The following is a 23,098-nucleotide window of genomic DNA, read 5'->3' as shown; positions in this document are numbered from 1 at the left end:
TGGGCCGAGTCATGGGCTTTCGGGGTTGGGTCAATAAAGGATGAATCTGGTTGGGCGATCGCTGGCCGAAGCTCGGGGGATGGGTGATAGGGTCGATCGCCCCTTGGCCCGTGATAACGCAGGGGCTGGCCGTGATTCTGTAAGTTTTGACGCGATCGCGGTTGCCCAGAAATGCATGGAAGCTGGGCCAAGGTGTGATTGTTCCGGGGCGATCGCGCGGTGAAGCCTGGGTTCAGGCTAAAGGAATCGGTGAAAGGCGTTGGTGATCTCGGGATCCAAACGAGCCTGCTCAATCATCCCAGATGAACCATGGTCGTTGCGGTTGGCAGCGAGCAAGAGGCGGCGGCCCCAAGGGGTTGGGCCCCGGCGGGGGATCACCGGGCGATCGGGATCACAACACCTCTGTCAGTGGATCACGCTTGGCCTGTGAAATTACTACCCACAATCATGGGCTTTCGTCACGTGATTGCAGGGAAATAATCACGGATTGAATTACAGATGAATCACAACATTCAAGCCAAAATCACGGCATATTTAATGTCATCGAGATAACTAATTCGCAAGTGCCCAGTGCCTTCATCACTCTTAAAAATTAGTTGTCTCCAATCGCTGGCTTTCGTCCTGTTTCGCTAATCCTTAACCAACCCCAAAGATTATGGCACTGAGCACTGAAACCCGATACATCAACATCGAATTTTTTGTTAGCAATCCAATTCTGAAATGCCCTGGGAGGTTCACAGACATGTCGCAAACAACCTGGTTCTACAAAGATATGTTGGCAGAGCTGTTTTCGCGCGTTTGGGAATCCCGCTGCCTGACCATGAGCGATCGCTGGGGTCTGTCCCGTGCTTTGTTGAGCTGCTCGTTAGATCTCGAAGATTTGGCCGCGATCGATCGAATTGTTCATGCCGTGCGTCGTGGCTGGCTCAGTTGTGCAAATTAGCTCAGTAATGGGTTGAGCAGTTAGTTTGCTAATGAGCTTTTGGGTATCTAGCTTGCTCGCATCCTGTGATATCTGCCCCTACAACACCTGGCTCTGTAACACTCGGGCTTGTGATGTCTGGACTCACGGTATCTAGCCTTCCGATATAATGGATTGGCTCAATTTTTTCAGGATTTTGAACTGATTGAGTAACCATTCACAATCGTGTCGCCATTCCGATGATTCTTGGGTATCACTGGGGAAGTTTTTTCATTCAGCATGGTTTGGGCTTGATTTTGGCCACCTATTTGACGGGGTTTTCGATCGCCTACTGGCGATCACTGAGTCACCGGTTACAAATCCTCAAACAACAACAGGCGGCTCCCGAGCACTGGCGATCGGGAACCGCCTTGGTTTTGCAAACGATTTGGCCGCAATTGCTCTGGTTTTGGCCCAAGCCCAACTCATCATCAAACACAATCAAGCAGATTAACTAAGCGAGTACTTCAACAATTCAACCAAAAGGGGAGGCTTTAATGAATGTTCTAGGTCAATTAAGCCCCTGAATTTTCAGTTCCTGAATTGATTTGATACGGTCTGCCGGTTGATGTTTGATGATGCTGGCTTGATTTTTCCTAATTGCTAATTTCGGAGCTGGTGTTTTCCGGAACCACAAAGAGCAGTAGTTTGTCAGGATATAACTCGTCTTTGGCGCGTTCAGCAAGGGCTTGAACTGAAAAATTGGGAACAATAATGGTGTCGCCATCTTGAGCATTACGAATCACTTGCTCTAAGTTGGCAGCCCAGTTGTCATCGTCAATCAACGCGAGAGATTCGGCCATGGCTCTGAGGAAAAAGAAAGTCTAGAGAAGAAGAGAAGTTAACAAGAGCGGAAAAATCACGAGTCAAGAACTGAGGACTTGGCGATTTTCGTCAGCCCTTGACCAGCATTCATGGTTTATTTAACCATGCTCAATTCGGATTGATGGTGTTTTAAGGGTGATTTAATGGCGCTGGGATGATGATTCAAGGGCTGAAATTTGATCTCTGTTCAGTCTGGATATTAATTTGAATGTTGACTTGGATATGGGTCGGTGTTTCTCAATCGCCTAATTAAGGGAACCCTGCCAAAGGTCGCTGGCGAAAATGCTGGATCGCGTTGAAGGTATGGTGGTTGACAATAGCTGCCCAGATTGGTAACTGACAGAATTTGCGGTTTGATTGAAGTTTAATTTGGGTGTTTGAGGTTGCAGCACGCGATTGGCGGTTCTGCGTACCATTGGGAGATGGAATATCGGGTTTTGCCAACAACGGTGGTCTGTGCCGATCGCGATCGGGCAGAGCAGGTGGTGCAGTGGCTGGCGCAGGTGGATACGCACTGGGCCCAGTCCGCTGCGATCGTTGATGGGGCGATCGCCCAGCAGCAATGGTTGGTGAATGACAGTTCCCTGTGGCCAACGGGGTTATTGGTGGTGGATGGGGCGGTGGTGAATGAGCAGGGAGAGCCGTTGTGGCGGTGTTTGCTCCCCCCTGGGTCACCGGTTGCGATGCCCTTGTCCGGGGTGGCTGATGAACAATATCAGGTCTCGATCGCCCGCTTGTTGGTGGTGTTGGTAGACTCGCCCGCTGCGGAAGTGGCGGCCATTGAGGCGGGTGCGTTGGATGCTTTGGTGTGGTCGGCGTTGGCGGCCACGGGAGGCCTGATCCGGTTGGGGCGATCGCTGCGGTTGGTGCAAGGGGTGTTGGCCAACTGGGAACGGCAGTTGGCGTTGGCGGCTCCTTTTGCGGAAGAAATGGGTGAAATCGCGGATTCGGCTGCGGTGATTGTGCGTGCCAGTGCGGAGAGACTGAATTCAGGAACCCAATTTGCCAGCAGTCTGATCGCCGGCCCGATCGAAAACTCGACGATCAACCCGGCTCTCCACTCAAGGACGGGGGTAACTCCGGGCATCATCCCTGGTGCAGTTATCAATTGCGCCCCGGGGTTGCCTTCGATCGAGCAACCCCTGCTCACCACGGCCAGTTGCGATCGGGAAGACAACGATCACGATTCCACCCATCCGATCGCCCCATGGACAGCGGACTTGTCAGCCCGTTCAGAATCAGGATTGCAGCCTAGTGGCGATTCGGAATTGACAATCGGGTTGCCATCCGTTGCACCCGTGGGCCGGCAACCGCAAGCTCCGCCGGCCAACCCCGCCGACCAGTGGCCCGGAGTGCCGTCAACCACGGTGCTACCCGGCTTGAGAATTGCCTTGGGGGGTGGTTTTTCGGGCCCTAGCAGCGATCGGGCTGGGATAGCCGCTGAGAGTTTGTTCACCGACCCTGAAATTAGACCTGAGATTAGACCTGAAATTAGACCGGAAACCAGCTCTGATCCTGAAATTCACCCCGAAATTAACGTTGACACCAGCCCCGAAGTTAATCCTGAAATTAACCCCGAAAACTCGATCAAGGCGGTTGCCATGCCGCCTGCCCCAAGTGCCGAGGGCAACGGGCCGAAAATAGTGCCCACCGAAGGCGAAATTACCGCAATTCAAGGCGATCGCCTGCCAACCTTGGGAGCAACCGATTGGTCGCAAGCAGCATCCCAATCTTGGTTAGCGGTCTTGGATCAGGTGTTGGATCACACGATCGATGGGATCGTGATTGTGAACCGTGAGGGGCGAATTGACTATGCCAACCCGGCGGCCTGTCAGCTTTTTGGGCGATCGCCGGAACAGTTGGTGGGCGAACACCTGGGAATTCCGATCGGCTCTGAGAAAACCACAGAAATTGATATTCTGCACCCCGATGGTTCCGTGGGCGTGGGCGATTTGAATGTGTCCCCGATCGAGTGGTTGGGGGAGCCGGCCTATGCCGTCGCTATTCGGGATGTGAGCGATCGCAAGCGGGTTGAAGCAGACTTGCGCTATCGCCTCAGTCTGGAGAGCGTGGTGGCCTATGTGGCGCGTCTGTTGGTGACTGCCGATGATGATGTGCGGTTTGGGTCTGTTTTGGAAGCGGTGGGACGAGCCATGTTGGCCGATCGGGTTTTGCTGCTCCATGGGCCCATGGAACGCCCCCTGTTGAATTTGGCCTGCGAGTGGCATGAAGAGAATCAAATGCCGGTGGTACGAGACTTTAACCGCCTTGGGGGCCATTTGCCGTCCCTTTGGACCGAGCAATTGGGGCGCGATCGCGCCGTGGTGATTGAGTCCCGGCAGGCCCTGCAATCGGAAGATTCCGCCGTGACCGAGTGGCTCAACTGCTTGGGGGCCAACTCCGTACTCATTGCCGCCATTCACGATCGCCGGGATGCTCTCTGGGGAGCCTTGGTGCTTTGTGTTCATCAAGCGCGTTCCTGGTTAGCCCAAGACCTGCAAATTTTGCAAACCATTGGGGACACCATCTACGCCTGGTACGATCGCCAAGCCACCCAAGATCGGCTGCGAGCCTCAGAAGCGCTCTACTCCAGCATTTTTGAGCGATCGGACGAACGAATTTTTCTGGTTAATGTCCACCCAGATGGACGCTTCACCTACGAAACCGTGAACCCCGCCTTTGAACGGGCCTTGGAACACCGCGCCACCCACATCATCGGTCGATCGCCCCAAGACCTGTTTCCCCCCAGTTGTGCCACGCCGATCATCGCCCGGTTTCGAGCCTGCGTGGCTGGCCGGGACACCATCCGTTGCGAAGAAGAACTGATGATTCGGGGTAAACAGCGGATTTGGCACACCAGCTTAGTGCCCATCCGCGATGCCTGGAACCGTGTGATTAAGCTCCTGGGCAGTGCCCGTGACATTACCCAAGAGCGAGAAGCCGCCCTCCAGCGCAACAACCAAAACCGCTATCGGCAACTGCTCGCCTCGATCGCCTTCAAAATTCGCCAATCCTTAGATATTCAGGTGATCTTGGGGCGCACGGTCAGCGAACTGCAAAAAACCCTCAAAGCCGATCGCGTGATGTTTTACCGTTGCCAAGCGGACGGCAACGGATCGATCGCCGCCGAAGCCCTCGCCCAGCCCTTTGGGGCGATCGACCCCAGCCACACCTGGTGTTGCACCCTCAACTTAGACAACACCCACCCCAACCTCGATCGCTACTGGCAGGGGCAAATTTCCTGCGAAGACGACCTCACCCAACTGCAACTGTCCCCCGAACAGCGCAGTTGCATCGACGGCCTCAGCATTCGCAGCCAAGTGATCGTCCCCGTCACCATCGCCGCCGTTCACTTCAATCCCAGTGCCCTTGGATTTGTGCCCCCGGAAGTGCTGACCGATCGTCTACAGCCGGCCACCATTCTGTTGGGGCTGCTTTGCCTTCAGCAATGTCAGGGGCCAAGGCATTGGACTTCCTTTGAAATTGACCTGTTACAACAACTGGCCGGGCAACTGAGTATTGCCCTTTACCAAGCCCACCTCCTTGAAGAACGCACCCGAGCCATTGAAGGATTGCGGCGCTCCAACGAACAGCTTCAACAATTTGCCTACGTCGCTTCCCATGACTTGCAAGAACCCCTGCGTGGCATCATTGCTTTCTCAGAAATGCTCACGGAGGAATGCGCCCCCCAGCTTGATCAAAATGCCCAAGAATATTTGCAATTCATCATCGACAGTGGCCAACGAATGCGCCAACTGATTCGAGATCTTTTGGCCTATTCCAGAGTAGAAACTCGCGGCCGAACCCTAGAACCGGTGGATTGCAGCCAGATTATTGATATCGTACTCAATAACTTACGATTAGCAATTCAAGATAATCAGGCCACGATTCAGGCTAAAAATTTGCCCATTGTTTTGGCCGATTCCATGCAATTGGCACAACTTTTTCAAAACCTAATTGGCAATGCCCTAAAATTTCGGGGCAAATCCAATCCTATCATTACCATTACTGCCAATCATGAAGAACATCATTGGCGTTTTCAGGTCATTGATAATGGCATTGGGATTGACCCACAATATAGCGAGCGAATTTTTAATATTTTCCAAAGACTCCATAACCGTGAAGAATATGAAGGGACTGGCATTGGGTTAGCCATCTGTCGGAAAATTATTGAGCGTCACGGTGGCTCGATCGGGGTGCAATCTCAACTCGGCCAAGGATCATCATTCTGGTTTACGATTCCCGACCAGCCCGAAACCATTCCCATCACGGAGCTAAGTTTTAGCCCCAGCTAGCGATCGCAACCCTGTAGGATTGATGTTTAATTCCGCTCGATCGCCCGTGCCATAGGTTTTCGGCCGTGTCATTAAAGCTAATGATTGTTATTGAATTGTCCAATCGTTTGAGTTGGGCCAGCCCAATGAGTGCCATGAGTGCAAGGGGCTGAATTGGTTAAGTGGGTTTAATGGAGTAATTGCCAAACAACAGCAGGATTTCTCAATCGAGGGGTTCTCGATCGAACTGTGCAGGGTTTGTTGATCGATCGAAGGATTGGTGAATGAGTGAGTTTGTGAGTAAATAGGAATGATGAGTCAATAGGAATATAATCCCATTAATAATGACCCCCAATTTCAGAATCATTACCCCTTTCAGCAAATGAGCAGGCAGTGACCAGATTGTTAGGATGTCGTTATAATGCCAGCAAAAAATATTGAAGTTTTACTCATTGAAGATTCTGCGGTTGATGCCAGGCTAACAGAAAGGCTGTTTGGACGGCTGAACATTCCCCATCGATTACACTTGGTGCGAGATGGCGAAGAAGCAATCAAGTTTTTAGAGAAAACAGCATTAGTTCCTGAAAAATACTGGCCCGATTTAATTCTTTTGGATTTGAACTTACCCCGTCGTAGTGGCTATGAAGTCTTAGAAGCAATTAAAAAACATCCATCACTGAAAATTATTCCTGTCATTGTCATGACCACTTCTGATCAAGAAGAAGATATTCGCAGATGCTATGAATTGCAAGCCAATGCCTACATTACCAAGCCAGATAGTTTACATAGTCTTTTAGAAACGTTATTGGCGATCGAGGCGTTTTGGTTGCGTTCTGTGAAATTACCCTCTCCAAGGTTCTAAAAGGCATCATCGGTTTACTGTTTGAAAATAAAGTCTGGAAATGAAGCCTAAAAACAAACCCCGAAAATAAAATAGATAATTTTTGATTGCTGACAACATAAAGTTTAAAACAATGATGTAAGATCATGTAAATCCTTGATGCAGAAATCAATTTACTTGGTTATTTATTTGGTTGCATATTTGAAGAGTCAATTAATTTTTAATATGATTTTTGACTGGAAAGAAATCGAACAAATTGGACAAGTTGCTTGCATAATCAAATGTGACCACTGGCGATCAAATTATTAGCTAAAATTGATATATTTCACTCTGTAATCACTCTGGTAACATTTCGCACATTGTCCAGGCATCTCTTGACCAAACTTAGGTTGATACTGAAGAATTGACCTATAGAGAGTGCGTGATTGATCTTGAAAATATTCAAGGACAGTGATGTTTCTATCACAGCATAAAGACAATCCAAGAATATTGATTGATAGGCTTCTCTCGTTAATACTTAGACAAAAATCATGAGTTTGATTAGCTCACTTGCTAAGACTTCCCAGTTTAAGGTTGGTCTTAAAAAGATGGGTCATGATGTATAGGGCAGGAATTTGCATGAGATAGACCTAACGGGTCAAACATGCTTGGAAGTTCGGCTATGCCTTTACTTTGCCTTTACCTTTGGGAAAGTTCTGGTCATGGGGTTGGTTAAATGAGTAGGATCACTGGGATTCTGCTAGACAACCGCCCCAAGGTCTGATTGCTTTCTGGGTGGGAGGACTGCTGGAGTCGAATGGGCGGAAATGATTAGGCAAACCGGTGGCGGCAATTTTGCCAATCAATCCCCTTGGGGGTTGAGGTTTGGGTGGTTAGGCTGAAGTTGACAATGATCGAGGTCATTTGAGGTCAGTCATGCCATGCCGCTCACGATCGCGCGGCCACAGGATCTAGGAGGTTAATTCAGCGGTGGGGGACTCAGCGATTGAAGTGCTGGTCGTGGAAGACAATCCCACGGATGCGCGATTATTGGAAATGATTTTGGCGAAGGTGACGACCCAAGGATTTCGCTGGCGAAGGGTCGATCGCCTGAGCGATGCCCTGACGCTGTTGAATCAACGGCGGTACGATATTGTGCTGTTGGATTTGGCCCTGCCGGACAGCTACGGGCTGGATACGATTCGGCGGGTGCGATCGGCGGTGGCTGATGTGCCGATCGTGGTGCTGACGGGGTTGGATGACGAGGCGATCGGGTTGGCTTCCTTGCGCGAAGGGGCCCAAGACTACCTTTTAAAAGATGAATTGCGGCCAAATTTGCTGTCGCGGGCCATGCGCTATGCGATCGAGCGGCAACAAATTTTGGATGACCTGCGCCACAACCGCGAAGAATTGCAACGGCAGGAGTCGTTTTTGCGGGCAATTGTTGACGCGAATCCAAACTTTATTTTTGTGAAGGATGAGCGGGGGCGATTCACCCTAGTTAATGAAGCTTTGGCAACGTTTTACAACACAACGCCCGGGCGAATGCTGGGCAAAACAGAAGCAGAACTGGGCGGAAACTCGGCCCAGGTGCAACATAGCCAGCGGGAGGAAGAATCGATTATTGAAACCATGCAAGAAAAATATATTGCCCAGGAGCCGCGCCGCAGCTCAACGGGCGAAGTGCGTTGGTTTCAAACCATTAAAAAGCCCTTGATGTTGCCCAATTCAACCCAACGGCAACTGCTGGGTGTGATTACGGATATTACGGAACGGCAACAGGCGGAGGCCCTGCTGTGGCAACAGGCGGAACGGGAACAACTCCTAAGCCAAGTGACCCAGCAAATTCGCCGATCGCTAGATTTGGGGGAAATTCTGCAAACGACGGTGCAAACGGTGCGCGAAGTGTTGGGGGTGGATCAAACGGCCATCTATCGTCACTTGACTCCGGCGGGGATGGCGAGTCGATCGGACTCTGACCCATCCAGCACCCATGCGCTGGAGCTGTCGGCGATCAATTGCCGTGATGCCGCTCGTCCAGTCTGTGGCAGCGAGGCGGTGACCGACGGGGCGGGCCTGGAGCGGTTGCTCTACCTCGTGAAGCATGAGATTTGGGAGGTGGAGGATGTGTTGGCGGACGATCGCTGGCCGGCTGCTTACCGGGATGCCATTGCCCAGGCGGGAGTGCGCGCCATCTTAGCCGTACCCATTTTGCGAGGGGAAGCGGTGCCGGTGTTGCCGCTGAAAATGGACGATCGCCCAGAAGGCGGGACCACCACGGGACATACGCCTAATCCGCTTGGAGATGATCAGTGGGGACTGTTGGTGGTGTATCAGTGGCACGAACCCCACAGTTGGCAAGCCTGGGAAATTGAGTTTTTAAAGCAATTGGCCGGCCAACTGGCGATCGCGATTCAACAGGCGGAGTTATATCGACGGTTGGAGTTGGCTAACCGAAAGTTGGAGCGGCTGGCTACGTTGGATGGCCTGACGGGCATTTCCAACCGCCGCAGTTTCGATGAGGCCCTGGCCCGAGAGTGGCAAAGGGCCTTGCGCCAACAATCGCCCCTGGCAATTTTGGTGGGCGACATTGACTCGTTCAAAACCTATAACGATCGCTATGGCCATTTGGCGGGGGATGATTGCCTGCGCCAGGTGGCCCGCTCGATCGCCCAGGCTGTGAAGCGATCAACGGATCTCACATTTCGTTATGGGGGGGAAGAATTTGCGGTGATTTTGCCGGAAACCCACATCGACGGAGCCATGACGGTGGCGCATGGCATTCTCGAAACGATTCGCGACTTGCAAATTCCCCACGCCTATTCGCCCGTGGCTTCAATTGTGACCCTCAGCTTGGGGGCCGCCAGTCTGATTCCGCGTGCCAATTTGGATCCCTCGGCGCTGGTGGCTGCGGCTGACTTGGCCCTGTTTGAAGCCAAAACCCGTGGTCGCGATCGAGCTTGCCCAAGCGGTGAGTTGTCCCACTGAGTTCTGTGGTGTGGGATCAACTCAGGGCAACTCAAGTCACTTCAGCAGCTTCAGATCATTCAGCCAATTTCAGCAACTTCAGATCACGTCAATTAACTTCAGCCAATTTCAGCCAATCAAATCGCGTTCTGTTTAGTTGAAAGACCTCAGTAACTCCAGAGAAAACCTAGTAAAGGGGCACTGAGCGATCGATCTCCAACGCATAGGCATGAATGCCGCCTATGATGTTTTTCACAATTTGACAACCCTTCCCCTCCAGCCACTGACACATTTGAGCCGATCGTAACCCGTGGTGACAGATCACCCAGGTTTCCTGATCAAAGTTCAGGATTGACTCGATCATGGTGCTCCATTGCTCATATTCACTCAGGGGCAAATTAATAAATCCAGGGAGTTGCGACAAGGCCAATTCTTGGGGTTCCCGCACATCCACCAGTTGCACCAGTCCGGTCGGTTCGCGCAAATAGGCTGCCAAATCTTGCACAGTCACGGTATCCATTAGCATTCGTTCCAAATCACGCTTCTGTTCAAAAGGGGTGAAAGACCGCAGCAAACTGCAATTAATTGAATTTGATCGAGATTGGCCGAAAAGAAGCCCCTGTGAAGGAATTCTTCATCACCATAACCCGACTTTTAGAAACAGGCGACTAATTGTATAAACCAGAACTTAACAGCATCTTTTGCAGACACTTCGGCCAATTTCAAAAAAATTGCCAACAACAGGCCGCTTTGAAATTAACTCAATTTGGGCTATGAAGTCATGGTTTATACCATCGATCGGCATTCAATAATCGCCATCAAATAGTCGCCATCAAAGCCAGTCGCTTTGAAGTTCCAGGGTTCATGCTGATTGGTATTAAATGAATTGGGAATCGAGATTGAAATTGGTCAGCCATGATTGACCAGTGATGGTTTAGGGCGATTAGGTTGAGGGCCGATCGAGCCATCGTAATGATCTCATGAGGGATAAGGGGCTTAGGGCTTGTCGTCAAATCGCCTGAAACCCTGATTCCACGGTTGGCGGATCGTGGGAGCAAGGGGCTTAAGCCCCTTGTCTAGGGTTGTTGGATTGTGGAAGATCAACCGTTTTCACTGGATCCCAGAGAATGACAACAGAGCTTAAACCCCTTGCCTAAGGCGGTTAGGGGATGGAGACTTAACCGCTTTCACGTGCTTCCAGAAAATGACGACAGGCCCTAGCTGTAGTTTTCTCTAGCCAAGGTTTTTGATGATGGCGCTGGCAAATTCCGAGCACTTGAGCGGTGGGTTAACGGGCGGCTCCATCTGCCGAGCCAAATCATAGGTCACTTCCCGCTGTTCGATCGACTTGGCCAAACCGGTCTTAATCAGATCGGCCGCCTCTTGCCAGCCCATGAATTCCAACATCATTACGCCGGACAAAATCACCGATCCTGGATTGAGCTGATCCAATCCGGCATACTTGGGCGCAGTGCCGTGGGTGGCTTCAAAAATGGCCGCATTGTCACCAATGTTGGCCCCCGGAGCCATGCCCAAACCACCCGCGATCGCGGCGGCCGCATCGGACAAATAATCGCCATTCAGGTTCATGGTCGCCAGAATTGAATATTCATCGGGGCGAATTTGAATCTGTTGGAAAATGTTGTCAGCGATCCGATCGTTGACCATCACTTTTTCCTTCCATTGGCCGTTGCCGTGGCTGTCCCAAATTGCTTCCAGAACTTCGCGCACTTCTTGGCAAATGACTTCCCGTTTTTCGGCGGGGTAGCTGTCATAGCCGGGGTCAATCAGCTTGGCGTTGTCCTCGATCGACAGGTCAGGATTTTTCTCTTTATTGCTCAGAATCCACGATTCCCGCTCGGTCACGCATTCGGCGCGAAATTCACCGGTTGCCACCGCATAGCCCCAATCCCGGAAGGCTCCTTCGGTGTATTTCATAATGTTGCCCTTGTGTACCAAGGTCACGGCCTGTTTATGTTTGGGCAACCGCAGGGCGTTTTCAATGGCCCGGCGAACCAGGCGCTGGGAACCGGTGATGCTGATGGGTTTGATGCTGATGCCGGAATCTAACCGAATCTGTTTGTTTTTCAGTTCCGGAGTTTCGGGAATCAGTTGATTGTTTAGAAAATCAATCAATTGATCGCAGCCGGGAGTGCCCTGTTTCCACTCAATGCCGAGGTAGATATCTTCGGTGTTTTCCCGATAGATAATCACGTCCAGTTTTTCGGGGCTTTTATGGGGAGAGGGCGTGCCGTTGTAATACTTACAGGGCCGAACGCAGGCGTAGAGATCAAAAATTTGCCGCAGGGCCACGTTGAGCGATCGAATGCCGCCGCCCACGGGAGTCGTGAGGGGGCCTTTAATCGCTATGCCATATTCCCGAATGGCCGTGAGGGTATCTTCGGGAAGGTATTGATAGGTTCCGTAGACTTCGCAGGCTTCGTCGCCCGCATAGACCTTGAACCAGGAGATTTTGCGCTGACCACCGTAGGCTTTTTCGATCGCCGCATCGAGCACGCGTTGGCTGGCGGGCCAAAGGTCAACGCCTGTGCCGTCTCCGCGAATGAAGGGAACGATCGGGTTGTCGGGAACGATCGGCTGACCGTTTTCAAAGCGAATTTTTTCACCAACGGTGGGGGGCGTAATCTTGTCGTACATGGTTGCGCGAAAAACGGATTGGGGTAACTATACCGTGCGACTCGCAATTCGGCGGGTCATGGCGCACAGACTCGATCGATCTGAGGCATCGCCAATTGATCGGTTAATTGGCACTGATCAATATGGATCGATGTTAATCACCGACGCTTAACCGGCGTTAATCAGTGTTGTTAACCAGTGTTGTTAACCAGCGTTAACTGGCTCTGGGTTGATTGCTGTTATTTAACCGCTGATTAACCCTAAGCAGAGGCTAGGTCGATCGCCCGGCGGCGGGGCACTTCATAGCTCCAAAAGTCCTTGGCCATTTCCGTGTTGGGAAAAATCATTCGGGCTTCGTTCAGCAAATCGTGAAAGTCGATCGCGTTGCCCGGGGCATAGCGGGGGCTGAAGTGCGTGATGATCAGGGTTTTGACCTGCGCCGCCAAGGCCACTTGGGCGGCCATAGTGGTGGTGGAATGGAGCCGCTCAAAGGCCAATTGTGAATCTGCGTGGGCAAAGGTGGCTTCGTGGATCAGCACATCGGCATCCTGGGCTAGCTCGATCGATCGCTCACAAAAAATCGTATCGGTGCAATAAACCCATTTGCGTCCTGGTTCCGGCGGCGCACAGAGGGTTTGGCCGTTGATCGTGCGGCCATCGGGCAAGGTGACGGTTTCGCCGCGCTTCAGGCGGCCGTAGACCGGGCCGGCGGGAATTTCCAGGGCGCGGGCTTTGTCGATGTCGAACCGGCCGGGGCGATCTTTTTCCGTGACCGCGTAACCGTAGGCCGGAACCCGGTGCTCCAGCAGTTGGCAATGCACCGTGAACTCATCGTCTTCAAAAATCTTGCCCGGTTCCACGGTGTGGACTTTGACGGGAAAAGAAAACCGGGTTTGGGAATAGCGCTGACAGGCTTTGAGATAGTCCGAGAGGCCAGCGGGCCCATAGAGATCGATCGGGTGAGGTTGCCCCGCCAAGCCAGAACTGGCCAACAGTCCCATCAACCCAAAGATATGATCCCCATGCATGTGGGTGATGAAAATGCGGGTGATTTGGCTCGATCGCACTTCACTGCGCAAAAGCTGATGTTGCGTGCCTTCGCCACAGTCAAATAACCAAGCTTCGGCCCGCTGAGGCAACCGCAACACCAAACTGGAAACGTTGCGCGATCGGGTCGGTACGCCAGAACTCGTGCCCAAAAACGTCACTTCCAAGATGGTCGTTGCTCCTGCGAATCGATCGCCCCTATCTTGCCACGGGCGGGGCCGTTCGTTGCACCCGGAAGCGCCCTGCTTGATCGGGTCTGGTAACCACTCTCACGCCTCGTCTCAAGCGCTGATGTCCATGGATTGGGGGCAGTTAACTGGGACTGTCGGGGTTGCCGATCGCCGGGTGGTAGCGACCTGCTAGCAGTTCCGATCCCGACGCGCCCATGACCTCGGATAGATAGTCGGCGGTGGCTCCCACGGCCGCGATCGCCCGATCGTAATCCAGCCGGGTGGGGCCCAAAATGCCCACGCTGCCAAGGGGCGATCGGCCGTTGCCATAGAGGGAAGAAATGAGCGTGTAACCCTGAATGGGTTCCCAGGGGTTTTCCATGCCAATGCGGATGCGCACCCGGCGCTCATCTTCCGGCTCATCAAAAATCAGCGACCACAGTTGATCCTGTTCCGCTTCTAGCAAATGAATCAGGGTTTGCACCTGTTGCAGCTCCGAAAACTCCGGTTGGCGCAACACCTCCGACACGCCGCTAATCAAAATTCGGGTGGCGATCGGGGTTTGGGCCCGGCGCGCCAAATGAATCAAAGCTTCCCGCAGGGCTTGGCCCCGGCGATCGAACTCCCGGCCCAGCTCATCCCAATCCAGATGGGCCACGGCCAAGAGGGAGTGATCCCGCAAGCGAGCATCCAAAAAGTTGGACAAAATTACCAATTCCCGCTCCAGGGTTTCTGGATCCGGGAGGGGAGCTTCTTCGGTGTTCGGTAAGGGCACGATCGCGGAATGGCTTTGGTAATCATCCGTCACCACCACCACCATCACCCGATCGACCTCCATGGGCAGCAGTCGCACATGGCGCACTTGAACCGTGCGGGTTTGGGGCAGGGCGATCGCCGCAATGCAACCGCTGAGGCGAGCCAACAACTGGGCCGCTCCCTTCAGCAACACTTCCAAGTGGGGCGACGAAGCATCCAGGCGATCACTCAGGAGCTGATTCACCTTTTGGGCCGTGCGATCGGACGGGACGGCGCAGCGATCGACATAGACCCGATAGCCCGAGTCCGATGGGACGCGCCCGGCCGACGTGTGGGGTTGGTAGAGCAAGCCAGCCTTTTCCAAGGCCCCCATGGCATTTCGCACCGTCGCCGGACTCGCATCCAGTTGATATTCTTCCACCAGCACCTTTGACCCCACCGGCTCGGCCGTGGAGATGTAGTGACGGATGGTGGCGAACAAAATGCGCTCTTGGCGTTCGGTGAGCTGAAACTCCATAAATTAGGAAAAATCGAAAACGGCGATCAGTTGGATGGGGCAGTGAAAATGGGGGGCGCGATCGGGTCGATCGCCCTGGCAGGATGGCTACCAATGAGATTAGGAGGATTGATCGCCTAGAACTGGGAAGGCGGTTCAGAAGCTCGACTGCCTCCTATTGTAGGGGGCGGCGACGGGAGCAATCTGTCATGGCTGCAACTTAGATCTGAATTGGATCTGGATTTGGATCTGGATTGGGACTTGACTAGGCGTTGAGTTAGAGCTGAGTTGAAGCTGAAGCCCGATGGGTGAATTGCAGTCTAATGGACGGTTAATGAGCGTTTTCATGTAGATCTTGTGTAGATCTTGTCAATAAACATTGTCATGGACGATCGAATCAAGGGACGCTGGGCTGTTCAAGGGTTGACGGCGATCGGGGCGATCGGGCTGTTGAGCGCTGGAGCTGCCGGGGCCAAGGAGCTAGCCCAACCCCGTTGCTTGGCGGACTTGCCCTCCGCGATCGCCCAATGGCAACAGGATCCGCGTTGGGCCCGATCGCACTGGGGATTCCTGGCCCGCACTTTGGATCCTGCCAATCCCCAAACCTTAATTCAGAGCCAAGCTCAGCAATTCTTTGTGCCGGCCTCCAACGCCAAGTTGTTTTCCACGGCGGCGGCCCTGGCGGCGTTGGGCCCCGAGTTTCGATCGCCCACAAGGGCCTATTGGCGACCCAAAAGCGCTACTCAACCCCGGCCCGCCTGGTGGATTGTGCCCGGTGGCGACCCCACCGTCACCCACCAACAGCTCCAGGCTTGGGCCGATCGCCTGGCGACGTTGCACCCACCCACGGAGTCCCTGGATGTGGTGGTGTTTGATCGCCCAGAAACCCCGCCCAGTTGGGAATGGGATGACTTGACCTATGGTTATGCACCCGTGGTGAACCGGGCCATGGTCGATCGCAACGCCGTTTCCTTGACCTTTCGCCCCCAGGTTTTGGACGGCGCGCCCAGTTTGGAAGTGCAAACCCAAGAGCCAGTGGAAGGATTGTTGAATTGGTTTCAGCCTCGGGGATTTCAGGCCTTGCCGGCCGACACGGAACCGACCTGGCAATTGCAGCGCGATCGACAAACGGGATTGATTCTGTTCACTGGGGGGCTGCCCATGGGCACATCGGCTCAGGCGGAAGTGGCCCATCCCCAGCCGGGCCAACAATTTGCTTGGCTCATTGCTGATCGCCTGTCGGAGCAATTTTTTCGCCAGGTGCGATCGCGCCCGTTGGTGACTTCACCGTCGCCGCCGACCGTGAATTGGCAGCGATCGCCCTTGGAAATGTCCCCCCTGCCTGCCCCTGCCTACGATCGGTTTCGGAATCCGCCCGTTGTCCCGATCGTGAATCTGCGGAATCCGCCCGCGCCCTTGGGACAGCCCACGGCGGAACTGGCATCGGCCAACCTGGCGGCGGTGATCAGCCAGGTAAACCAGGCCAGCGATAATCTGGGGGCGGAGGCCCTTTTGCGTTGGTTGGATCCCGATCGCCCCATGGAGCGGCTGACAACCGTTTTGACGGACTTGGGTTTGGATCCGGCGGCCTATCGGCTGGTGGATGGTGCGGGCCTGTCGCGCCAAAACTTGGTTAGCCCCGAGGCGATCGTGCAACTGCTGACAATCATGGCTCGATCGCCCCATGCCCAGATTTACGAAAATTCCCTGCCGATCGCGGGGGAAACCGGCACGTTGGCCAGCCGCTTTCGGGACACGCCCCTAGTGGGCCGGTTGCGGGCCAAAACCGGTACGCTGACCGGCGTGGTGGCCCTGTCTGGCTACCTGGATCATCCCGAATGGGGGCCCGTGGCCTTCAGTTTGATGATTGACCACGCCAACACCCCCACCCGTGACCTGCGGGCCGCACTGGATCAGGTGGTGCTGTGGCTGTATGGGGTGCGATCGTGTCCCAACTAAGCCATCCCCAACCGCCCTTGATCCATCCTCAGCGCAAGAAATTCGCTGGATCCTGATCGCGGCGGTGCTTGGTGGGAATCGGTGGCCCCTGGCGATCGCCCGCCAAAGCCGCCGTCGCTTCCAGGGCTTCACGCAGATATTTCGCCGCATAAATCGACATATCCCGAGGCACGCTGATTCGATCGCGCAGATATCGCAATGCCACATCCGACCCCGGCGGCGGCACACAAACCTCACCCGTCATCAGCCGAGTCAGGGCACAGCGCAGCGCCTGATCCACCAGCTCATCGTGACTGGGATTCACCCGAATTAAATTCGCCCGATGCTTCACCACCCGAAATAGGGCCTCCGATCGGGCCGTGTCTGGTTCCTCATAGGTTGCATCCGGCAATCCAAACCAAGGGCCATGATCCACCTTGGTTTGATTCATGGCAGTTTGGGGATCTTGATTTTCCCAACAGCCGCCCATTTGTGGCGGTAAATCATGGGCGTGGGTGTGAAAGTCGCTTTGGGTTCCGCGATAGGTCGATCGGGTTTCCATCGCCGCAAACCAATCTTTCAAGCGAGGATTTTCTTCCCGTAATGAATAGCCTTTGTAGTAAAACAAACTGGCATTCATCCGCTCCACATAGGGCGTAAAAATCACATCCGCTGCACTGAACTGATCTAAGAAATAAGGCCCAGGAGTTGCCGCCAAGGCCGCCTCAACGGAGGTCACCACCTCCAAAAATTGCCGCCGATTTCGAGCCTCCTGCTGCTCCGATAAGGTTGGGTAGCAAAGCCACGAACACCAAGCCCGAAACAGCAATCGTTCCAAGCGACGCAAAGGCAACACCAGCGCCGATTCCATGCCATAGACCAATGGCCCAAATGCCTGTTCCAAAGCCAGCAAAATATCATCACTTTCCGTGATCAAATGCCCATCTAGTTCCAGGGCTGGCAACATGCCCGAGGGCACTTTGTGTTTATACCATTGCTCCTTTTGGCCATAGCAAAACATCGTGACTTTTTCAACTCGGTAAGGAATTTGTTTTTCCTCTAGCCAAAGCCAAACCTTTTGGCAATAGGGACACCAAGCGTGGTGATCGCGATAGAGCGTGACACGGGGTTCAGCGTCCGGTTGCCCAAAGAGTCGCAATTTTGCTTGGGAATTGGTGGGCCCATGGACTAAGTTCGGTTGCCATTGGGTCAGCGCTGCTAAATCAGTCCAAGATAGGGGGTCGAGGGTCATGGTTGGCGATGTAGCAAGCCTATTCAAGGTTTCATTTAGTTCTAGATTAGGATATTCGGCATGGCTTGATAACGTGAAACATGCCCAAATTCAGTTTCGGGCTTTTTAAATAGCTGCTAAGAGGATGTTTAAAAAGTATTCTTTAGCACGGGCAAGCACCCGTAGTCGTGGGGGCAAGGGGCTTAAGCCCCTTGTCTAAGTCGATCGATCTCGGGCTTTTTAAATAGCTGCTAAATAGCTGCTAAGAGGATGTTTAAAAAGTATTCTTTAGCACGGGCAAGCACCAGTAGTCGTGGGGGCAAGGGGCTTAAGCCCCTTGTCTTCGTCGATCGATGGGGCGTGCAGAGTATCGATTTTGGCTTTTCAGACATCCTCTAAGGTATTGGTAATTTTTAGCTTCAGGTTTTTGGGTTATTGCTTTAATAACTCCTGGATCATATTAGCCAATTGCTTGAGCTTTACGGGCTTGTTCAAGTAGGCGGAGGCTCCCGCTTGCAAGCACCGTTCCTGGTCGCCTGCCATGGCGAGGGCCGTCAAGGCAATGATCGGCAAGGATTGAAAGTCGGGATCTTGGCGAATTTGGGCAATGGCCGTCAGCCCATCCATTTCTGGCATTTGGATATCCATTAACACCAAAGCGGGTTGGTGCGATCGCACCATTTCGATGGCTTCTCGTCCATTTTGGGCCGATAAAATCTGATAGTTTTGTGCCTTTAGATAGCTGGAAATGGTCATGATGTTGGCTTCGTTATCTTCCGCCAACAAAATCAATGGCTGACCGGTTTCAGTCGCTTGCAGGTCAATCAATTGGGTTCCGTTGCAAGCAGGCAGTGAGCTATGGAGTCCCGGGGCTACTTCAGAAGAACTGGGCGATCGCGTTGGACTTTTTGACCAACAGGGCAAATACACCTGAAAACAACTGCCCTGGCCCACTTCGCTTCTGACGCTGACTCGGCCACCGTGCAATTCGGCAATGCGCTTCACCAGCGCCAAGCCCAAGCCGGTGCCTGCATATTGGCGGCTGAGGCGGCTGTCAATCTGTACGAAAGATTGGAACAGTTTTGATAGGTTTTCCGGCGCGATGCCAATGCCTGTGTCGCGAACGGTGAAGCAAATTTGGGCCGGTCGAAAATCTGAATGGGAACTTTGGGAATTTGAAGTTTGGGAACCTGAAGCTTGGGAATTTGAAGCTTCGATCGGCGCTGAAATGGATGCTGAAATCGGTTCTCGATCGATCGGTTCATAGGGTGGTTTTTGCGGTGCTTCTTCCATCATCACCACCAGCTCAACGGCCCCAGAATCCGGCGTGAATTTGACCGCATTGCTCAACAAGTTGATTAAAACTTGTCGCATCCGTCGCCCATCCACTTGAATCGACAAATCCCGCAGATTTTCAGCGATCGAGGCTTTCAGAGAAATCTTCTTCTGCGATGCTAACTGCTTCACAAAAGCCAAACTGTTTTCGCACAGCTCCCAAACCGAAACCAAATCCAAATCTAATTCCAGGCGATTGGCTTCAATTTTTGATAAATCCAGAATGTCGTTAATCAGCTCCAGCAAGTGCCGCCCACTTTTTTCAATGGTGGCAACGGCCTTCGTTTGTTCTGGCGTAATCGGCCCAAAAATATCTTCCTGCAAGCTTTCCGACATGCCCAAAATGGCATTCAGAGGCGTTCTTAGCTCATGGCTCATGCTAGCCAAAAACTCATCCTTGAGCCTAGTGGCCCGCTCCAATTGCGCATTGGTTTGCTTAAGGGCTTCTTCGGTATCCTTGCGATCGCTAATATCGGCAAAGTAGCCCACCAGCTCTAGGGGTTTACCTTGGGTATCGTAAACCACCCGAAACTCATCATGCAGCCAACAATAATCGCCATTACTCTTCAAGAACCGATATTCGCAAACATGATGTTTCAGGTCGTTTAAATTATGTAAGTTGTCAAGAGCATAGGTTAAGTCTTCTGGGTGAATATGCTCTAGCCAAAAGGCATGATTATGCAAAAACGCTTCTTTGGGATAGCCCAAAATCGATTCAATGTTACGGCTAACAAAGGTAAATCGATAATTTTCCCCTAGCTGACAAGTGTAAATAATGGCTGGGTTGGATGAAAGCACAAATTCCAATCGTTCCTTCAGCGATTGATTTTCATGCTCTGCTTGTTTATGTTCAGTAATGTCATAGTTAACTCCAACCATCCGCAAAGGTTGATGGTTAGTGTCGCGCTCAATGATCGCAAAGCATTGCACAAACCGTTGTTCTCCATTGGGGCGATTAATGCGCAGCTCTAGGTTTAATTCCCCTTGGTGATTCATGATGGACTGCCTCAAGGCTTCCATCGCCATGGCATCTTCTGGATGTAAGCAGCTCAGCCAATCTTGGTAAGTGGGATCGCGATCGGAGTTATGCCAGCCATAAATTTCACGAATGCGCGAATCCCACTGAACTTCATTTTGAAAGTTCCATTCCCATGTCCCGATCGCTGCCGATTGCAACGCCAAAGCTAAACGATTAGAAAGACTAGTTAGTTGTGCCTCTGTATGTTTCTGATGGCTAATATCCCGACAAACGCAAATTAAAGTGCCATCTTCAGACAATGTGAGGGACAGCCCTTCATAGAATGTGCTGCCATCCTTACGCCGGGCGATCGCCTCTCCTTGCCAGGAGCGATCGCGCTGGAGCTGGGGCAAAATATGTTGCTCAAATCGTTCAGTTTCTAGGGAATCATAAAACTGTTGCCAAGGCTGACCGATGAGTTCTTCAACCTGATCAAAACCAAGCAAATTTGCATGGGCTTGGTTCGCATAGGTCAACTGGCCATTTTCGATCAGGGCAATGCCATCAATGGCCGCTTCCATCATCGCTAGTTGTCGCTGAATGGCTTTTTCAGCTTCTTTGCGAGATGTGATATTGACCGAGATGCCACAAAGTCCGTAGGGCTGCCAGTCTCGATCGAGCAACAGAAATTTATTAGACAAAAACGTGTAGAGTCTGCCATTAATCTCTACCTCTTCTTCATATTGCTGAAAACGACCAAGCCGATAAACTTCATTGTCATTTTCGCTTAGAATTTTAGCCAATCCCGGATCAAAAAGCTCTTGGTTAGTTTTGCCTAGAATCTCGCGCTTGGTGCAGCTAAAAAACTTCAAAAACGATCGATTAACCAAGGTGTGGCGACCCTGGAGATCCTTAACATAAATAACAGCGGGTGCAAAATCAATAATTGCCTGTAGCCGGGCTTCGCTGTCTTGCAAGGCGGCGGTTCGCTGTTCCACCCGCTCCTCTAGCTCTTGGTTCAAGCGTGCCAAGGCTCGCACCGCCAGTTCCCGTTCCTTAAACAGGGCGATCGCCGCCGCAACGGAACTGAGGGGATTAATTTCGATCGCATCCCACAGATCTGGAGTGACGCGATCGAACCCAATAAACCCAAAAAATTGACCACCCACCATCAAGGGCAGTATCAAAACCGCTGCCACCTCTGGTGCAATTAAAGCCTGGAATTCCGACATTGAAACATCGGAAACTAAGCTGTTAATTAACTGGCCTTGAGTCAACCGAGAAAGGCAACGGCTTGATTCAGGATGGCAACGCAAATTCTGAAATTGGGGATTGCTAAGCTGAGATTGAATGCCAGGGCGACACCATTCCCCATGTTGGCTAATGAGAGAGTTCCCAAACCGATCCTGATGCTTTTCAAACACATAGATCCGATCGGCTCCGGCAATGGGTCCCAAAATTTCCAAAATCGTTTGATAGATATTCTGATCCGTATGGTTGGATAAAAGTTGCTTTTGGATTTCAACAATTGCGGTTAGGTAGCGCTCCCGTTTGCTGAGCAAGGATTCAGATTCTTTGCGCTCCGTGATATCTAGATGCGTCCCTGTGATCCGCAGAGGGCGGCCCGTTGCGTCGCGCTCAACAACTTTGCCCCTTGCCAACACCCAAACCCAGTGCCCCGATCGATGGCGCATTCGCAATTCACATTCATAGGCGCTGGTTTGGTTCTGAAAATGGCTATCCAGCGCTGAGACCGCCTTCGGCCAATCTTCAGGATGGGTGTATTTTTGCCAGGTTCCTAATTGAATAGGGGCTAGTTCTTCGAGGGTATAGCCAATCATGTCAGCCCAACGTTCGTTGAGGGTGACCTCGCCGCGATCGATAAACCAATCCCACAATCCCAATCCAGAACTTTCGATCGCCAATTGCAACCGCTCTTGAACTGCCTCTAATTGGGATGCCCCTAAGCGTTGTTCTCTGCGAATTTGGGCCTCACGAATTTCGCGACGGATCACTTCCGGGAGGCGGGTTGTATTGCCCTTAACAAAACAGTCCACCGCGCCCGCCTGCATGAGGTCAACGGCTAGACTATCCTCGATCGCCTCTGAAATAACAATCAGCGGTATATCACGTTTGGATGACTGCAAAATTTTGAGAACATCAAAGGCACTTAATCCAGTATCGTGATGATTAGAGATAATTAAATCCCATGATTGCTTTGCCAACGCAATTTGTAATTGCTTGGTATTTTTAACCCACTTCCAGCTTAAATTAAAGTGATGATGATAGAGTTCTCGAATAATCGATAAGACATCCTCATCTGAGGCTTGAAACAATAGCAAGCTAAGAACAGGCTTCATGACGACTAATTCCTTGGAGGCTTAATTCTTTGAAAGCTTATGCAACTATCAGCGCCTTACTATCTTTAAGAAAATGACCCGATCACCGTCATTTGAAGTTTAAGCTTTTTCACCGATTTTTTGCTGGATGTGCTGCTGCCGATTGGAGCTGCCCAAGGGTGCTGCAAATCTAGGACGAAGGAGTTGTATCAATTCTCACTGATGATTTTGCTGAAATGCCTATTAATTTCCATTAAACTGTTATTTCCGTGATAGCAAAGAGCTTTTTTATACATTACGAAGCAATTAAATTCGAGGGTGATCCGAATTGGCGAAGACGAAGA

At 52.1% G+C, this 23,098-nt stretch carries 15 protein-coding genes; 8 read left to right on the top strand and 7 right to left on the bottom strand.

Going from position 1 to position 23,098, the window contains the following annotated elements; genetic code table 11:
* The first annotated feature begins 40 nt into the window (after positions 1 to 40).
* From AC2IAX_RS02565 to AC2IAX_RS02550, 4 genes are all read left to right on the top strand, one after another.
* Positions 41 to 223 (top strand): hypothetical protein, encoded by a 183-nt coding sequence (locus tag AC2IAX_RS02565; protein WP_494389203.1) that lies wholly within the window; start codon positions 41 to 43, stop codon positions 221 to 223.
* Positions 224 to 309: 86 nt separating this feature from the next.
* Positions 310 to 480: a hypothetical protein gene (locus AC2IAX_RS02560; protein WP_494389202.1), complete on the top strand. Its 171-nt coding sequence runs from the start codon at positions 310 to 312 to the stop codon at positions 478 to 480.
* Between the two features lie 262 nt (positions 481 to 742).
* Positions 743 to 943, top strand: a complete 201-nt coding sequence (locus tag AC2IAX_RS02555; protein ID WP_099534289.1) for a hypothetical protein — start codon at positions 743 to 745, stop codon at positions 941 to 943.
* Between the two features lie 218 nt (positions 944 to 1,161).
* Complete coding sequence (locus AC2IAX_RS02550; protein ID WP_494389201.1) at positions 1,162 to 1,419, top strand: hypothetical protein; 258 nt, start codon at positions 1,162 to 1,164, stop codon at positions 1,417 to 1,419.
* A gap of 138 nt (positions 1,420 to 1,557) precedes the next feature.
* On the opposite strand, the gene AC2IAX_RS02545 is transcribed toward AC2IAX_RS02550, so the two are convergent.
* Positions 1,558 to 1,764 (bottom strand): hypothetical protein, encoded by a 207-nt coding sequence (locus tag AC2IAX_RS02545; RefSeq protein WP_494389200.1) that lies wholly within the window; start codon positions 1,762 to 1,764, stop codon positions 1,558 to 1,560.
* Between the two features lie 444 nt (positions 1,765 to 2,208).
* Here AC2IAX_RS02545 and AC2IAX_RS02540 point away from each other — a divergent pair, with 444 nt between their 5' ends.
* The 3 genes from AC2IAX_RS02540 (at position 2,209) to AC2IAX_RS02530 (ending at position 9,868) form a co-directional block, all read left to right on the top strand.
* Positions 2,209 to 6,081, top strand: a complete 3,873-nt coding sequence (locus AC2IAX_RS02540) for a PAS domain-containing protein (RefSeq protein ID WP_494389199.1) — start codon at positions 2,209 to 2,211, stop codon at positions 6,079 to 6,081.
* Positions 6,082 to 6,481: 400 nt separating this feature from the next.
* Positions 6,482 to 6,922: a response regulator gene (locus tag AC2IAX_RS02535; protein ID WP_494389198.1), complete on the top strand. Its 441-nt coding sequence runs from the start codon at positions 6,482 to 6,484 to the stop codon at positions 6,920 to 6,922.
* Positions 6,923 to 7,870: 948 nt separating this feature from the next.
* Complete coding sequence (locus AC2IAX_RS02530) at positions 7,871 to 9,868, top strand: diguanylate cyclase domain-containing protein (RefSeq protein ID WP_494389197.1); 1,998 nt, start codon at positions 7,871 to 7,873, stop codon at positions 9,866 to 9,868.
* A gap of 166 nt (positions 9,869 to 10,034) precedes the next feature.
* On the opposite strand, the gene AC2IAX_RS02525 is transcribed toward AC2IAX_RS02530, so the two are convergent.
* The 4 genes from AC2IAX_RS02525 to hrcA form a co-directional block, all read right to left on the bottom strand.
* Positions 10,035 to 10,367, bottom strand: a complete 333-nt coding sequence (locus tag AC2IAX_RS02525) for a rhodanese-like domain-containing protein (RefSeq protein ID WP_494389196.1) — start codon at positions 10,365 to 10,367, stop codon at positions 10,035 to 10,037.
* A 713-nt stretch (positions 10,368 to 11,080) separates the two neighbouring features.
* Positions 11,081 to 12,505, bottom strand: a complete 1,425-nt coding sequence (locus tag AC2IAX_RS02520) for an NADP-dependent isocitrate dehydrogenase (protein WP_494389195.1) — start codon at positions 12,503 to 12,505, stop codon at positions 11,081 to 11,083.
* A gap of 239 nt (positions 12,506 to 12,744) precedes the next feature.
* Positions 12,745 to 13,698, bottom strand: coding sequence for a ribonuclease Z (locus tag AC2IAX_RS02515; RefSeq protein ID WP_494389194.1), 954 nt, complete (start codon positions 13,696 to 13,698; stop codon positions 12,745 to 12,747).
* 145 nt (positions 13,699 to 13,843) lie between these two features.
* A complete protein-coding gene (gene hrcA, locus AC2IAX_RS02510) occupies positions 13,844 to 14,974 on the bottom strand; it encodes a heat-inducible transcriptional repressor HrcA (protein ID WP_494389193.1) in 1,131 nt (376 codons plus the stop codon).
* Between the two features lie 363 nt (positions 14,975 to 15,337).
* Here hrcA and dacB point away from each other — a divergent pair, with 363 nt between their 5' ends.
* A complete protein-coding gene (gene dacB / locus AC2IAX_RS02505; RefSeq protein WP_494389192.1) occupies positions 15,338 to 16,912 on the top strand; it encodes a D-alanyl-D-alanine carboxypeptidase/D-alanyl-D-alanine endopeptidase in 1,575 nt (524 codons plus the stop codon).
* A 28-nt stretch (positions 16,913 to 16,940) separates the two neighbouring features.
* On the opposite strand, the gene AC2IAX_RS02500 is transcribed toward dacB, so the two are convergent.
* Both AC2IAX_RS02500 and AC2IAX_RS02495 read right to left on the bottom strand, forming a co-directional pair.
* Positions 16,941 to 18,143, bottom strand: coding sequence for a glutathione S-transferase family protein (locus AC2IAX_RS02500; RefSeq protein ID WP_494389191.1), 1,203 nt, complete (start codon positions 18,141 to 18,143; stop codon positions 16,941 to 16,943).
* A 411-nt stretch (positions 18,144 to 18,554) separates the two neighbouring features.
* Positions 18,555 to 22,775, bottom strand: a complete 4,221-nt coding sequence (locus tag AC2IAX_RS02495) for a PAS domain-containing protein (protein WP_494389190.1) — start codon at positions 22,773 to 22,775, stop codon at positions 18,555 to 18,557.
* Between the last annotated feature and the right edge of the window lie 323 nt (positions 22,776 to 23,098).

This window comes from Limnothrix sp. HT2024, from assembly GCF_059138625.1.
This window is presented reverse-complemented; position numbering and strand designations above follow the sequence as displayed.

What these genes read in the sequence shown, in the direction of transcription:
- AC2IAX_RS02565 (WP_494389203.1), top strand. Translation starts at nt 41, where the DNA reads ATGAATCTGGTTGGGCGATCGCTGGCCGAAGCTCGGGGGATGGGTGAT.
- AC2IAX_RS02560 (WP_494389202.1), top strand. Translation starts at nt 310, where the DNA reads ATGGTCGTTGCGGTTGGCAGCGAGCAAGAGGCGGCGGCCCCAAGGGGT.
- AC2IAX_RS02555 (WP_099534289.1), top strand. Translation starts at nt 743, where the DNA reads ATGTCGCAAACAACCTGGTTCTACAAAGATATGTTGGCAGAGCTGTTT.
- AC2IAX_RS02550 (WP_494389201.1), top strand. Translation starts at nt 1,162, where the DNA reads ATGATTCTTGGGTATCACTGGGGAAGTTTTTTCATTCAGCATGGTTTG.
- AC2IAX_RS02545 (WP_494389200.1), bottom strand. Translation starts at nt 1,764, where the DNA reads ATGGCCGAATCTCTCGCGTTGATTGACGATGACAACTGGGCTGCCAAC.
- AC2IAX_RS02540 (WP_494389199.1), top strand. Translation starts at nt 2,209, where the DNA reads ATGGAATATCGGGTTTTGCCAACAACGGTGGTCTGTGCCGATCGCGAT.
- AC2IAX_RS02535 (WP_494389198.1), top strand. Translation starts at nt 6,482, where the DNA reads ATGCCAGCAAAAAATATTGAAGTTTTACTCATTGAAGATTCTGCGGTT.
- AC2IAX_RS02525 (WP_494389196.1), bottom strand. Translation starts at nt 10,367, where the DNA reads ATGGATACCGTGACTGTGCAAGATTTGGCAGCCTATTTGCGCGAACCG.
- AC2IAX_RS02520 (WP_494389195.1), bottom strand. Translation starts at nt 12,505, where the DNA reads ATGTACGACAAGATTACGCCCCCCACCGTTGGTGAAAAAATTCGCTTT.
- hrcA (WP_494389193.1), bottom strand. Translation starts at nt 14,974, where the DNA reads ATGGAGTTTCAGCTCACCGAACGCCAAGAGCGCATTTTGTTCGCCACC.
- dacB (WP_494389192.1), top strand. Translation starts at nt 15,338, where the DNA reads ATGGACGATCGAATCAAGGGACGCTGGGCTGTTCAAGGGTTGACGGCG.
- AC2IAX_RS02500 (WP_494389191.1), bottom strand. Translation starts at nt 18,143, where the DNA reads ATGACCCTCGACCCCCTATCTTGGACTGATTTAGCAGCGCTGACCCAA.
- AC2IAX_RS02495 (WP_494389190.1), bottom strand. Translation starts at nt 22,775, where the DNA reads ATGAAGCCTGTTCTTAGCTTGCTATTGTTTCAAGCCTCAGATGAGGAT.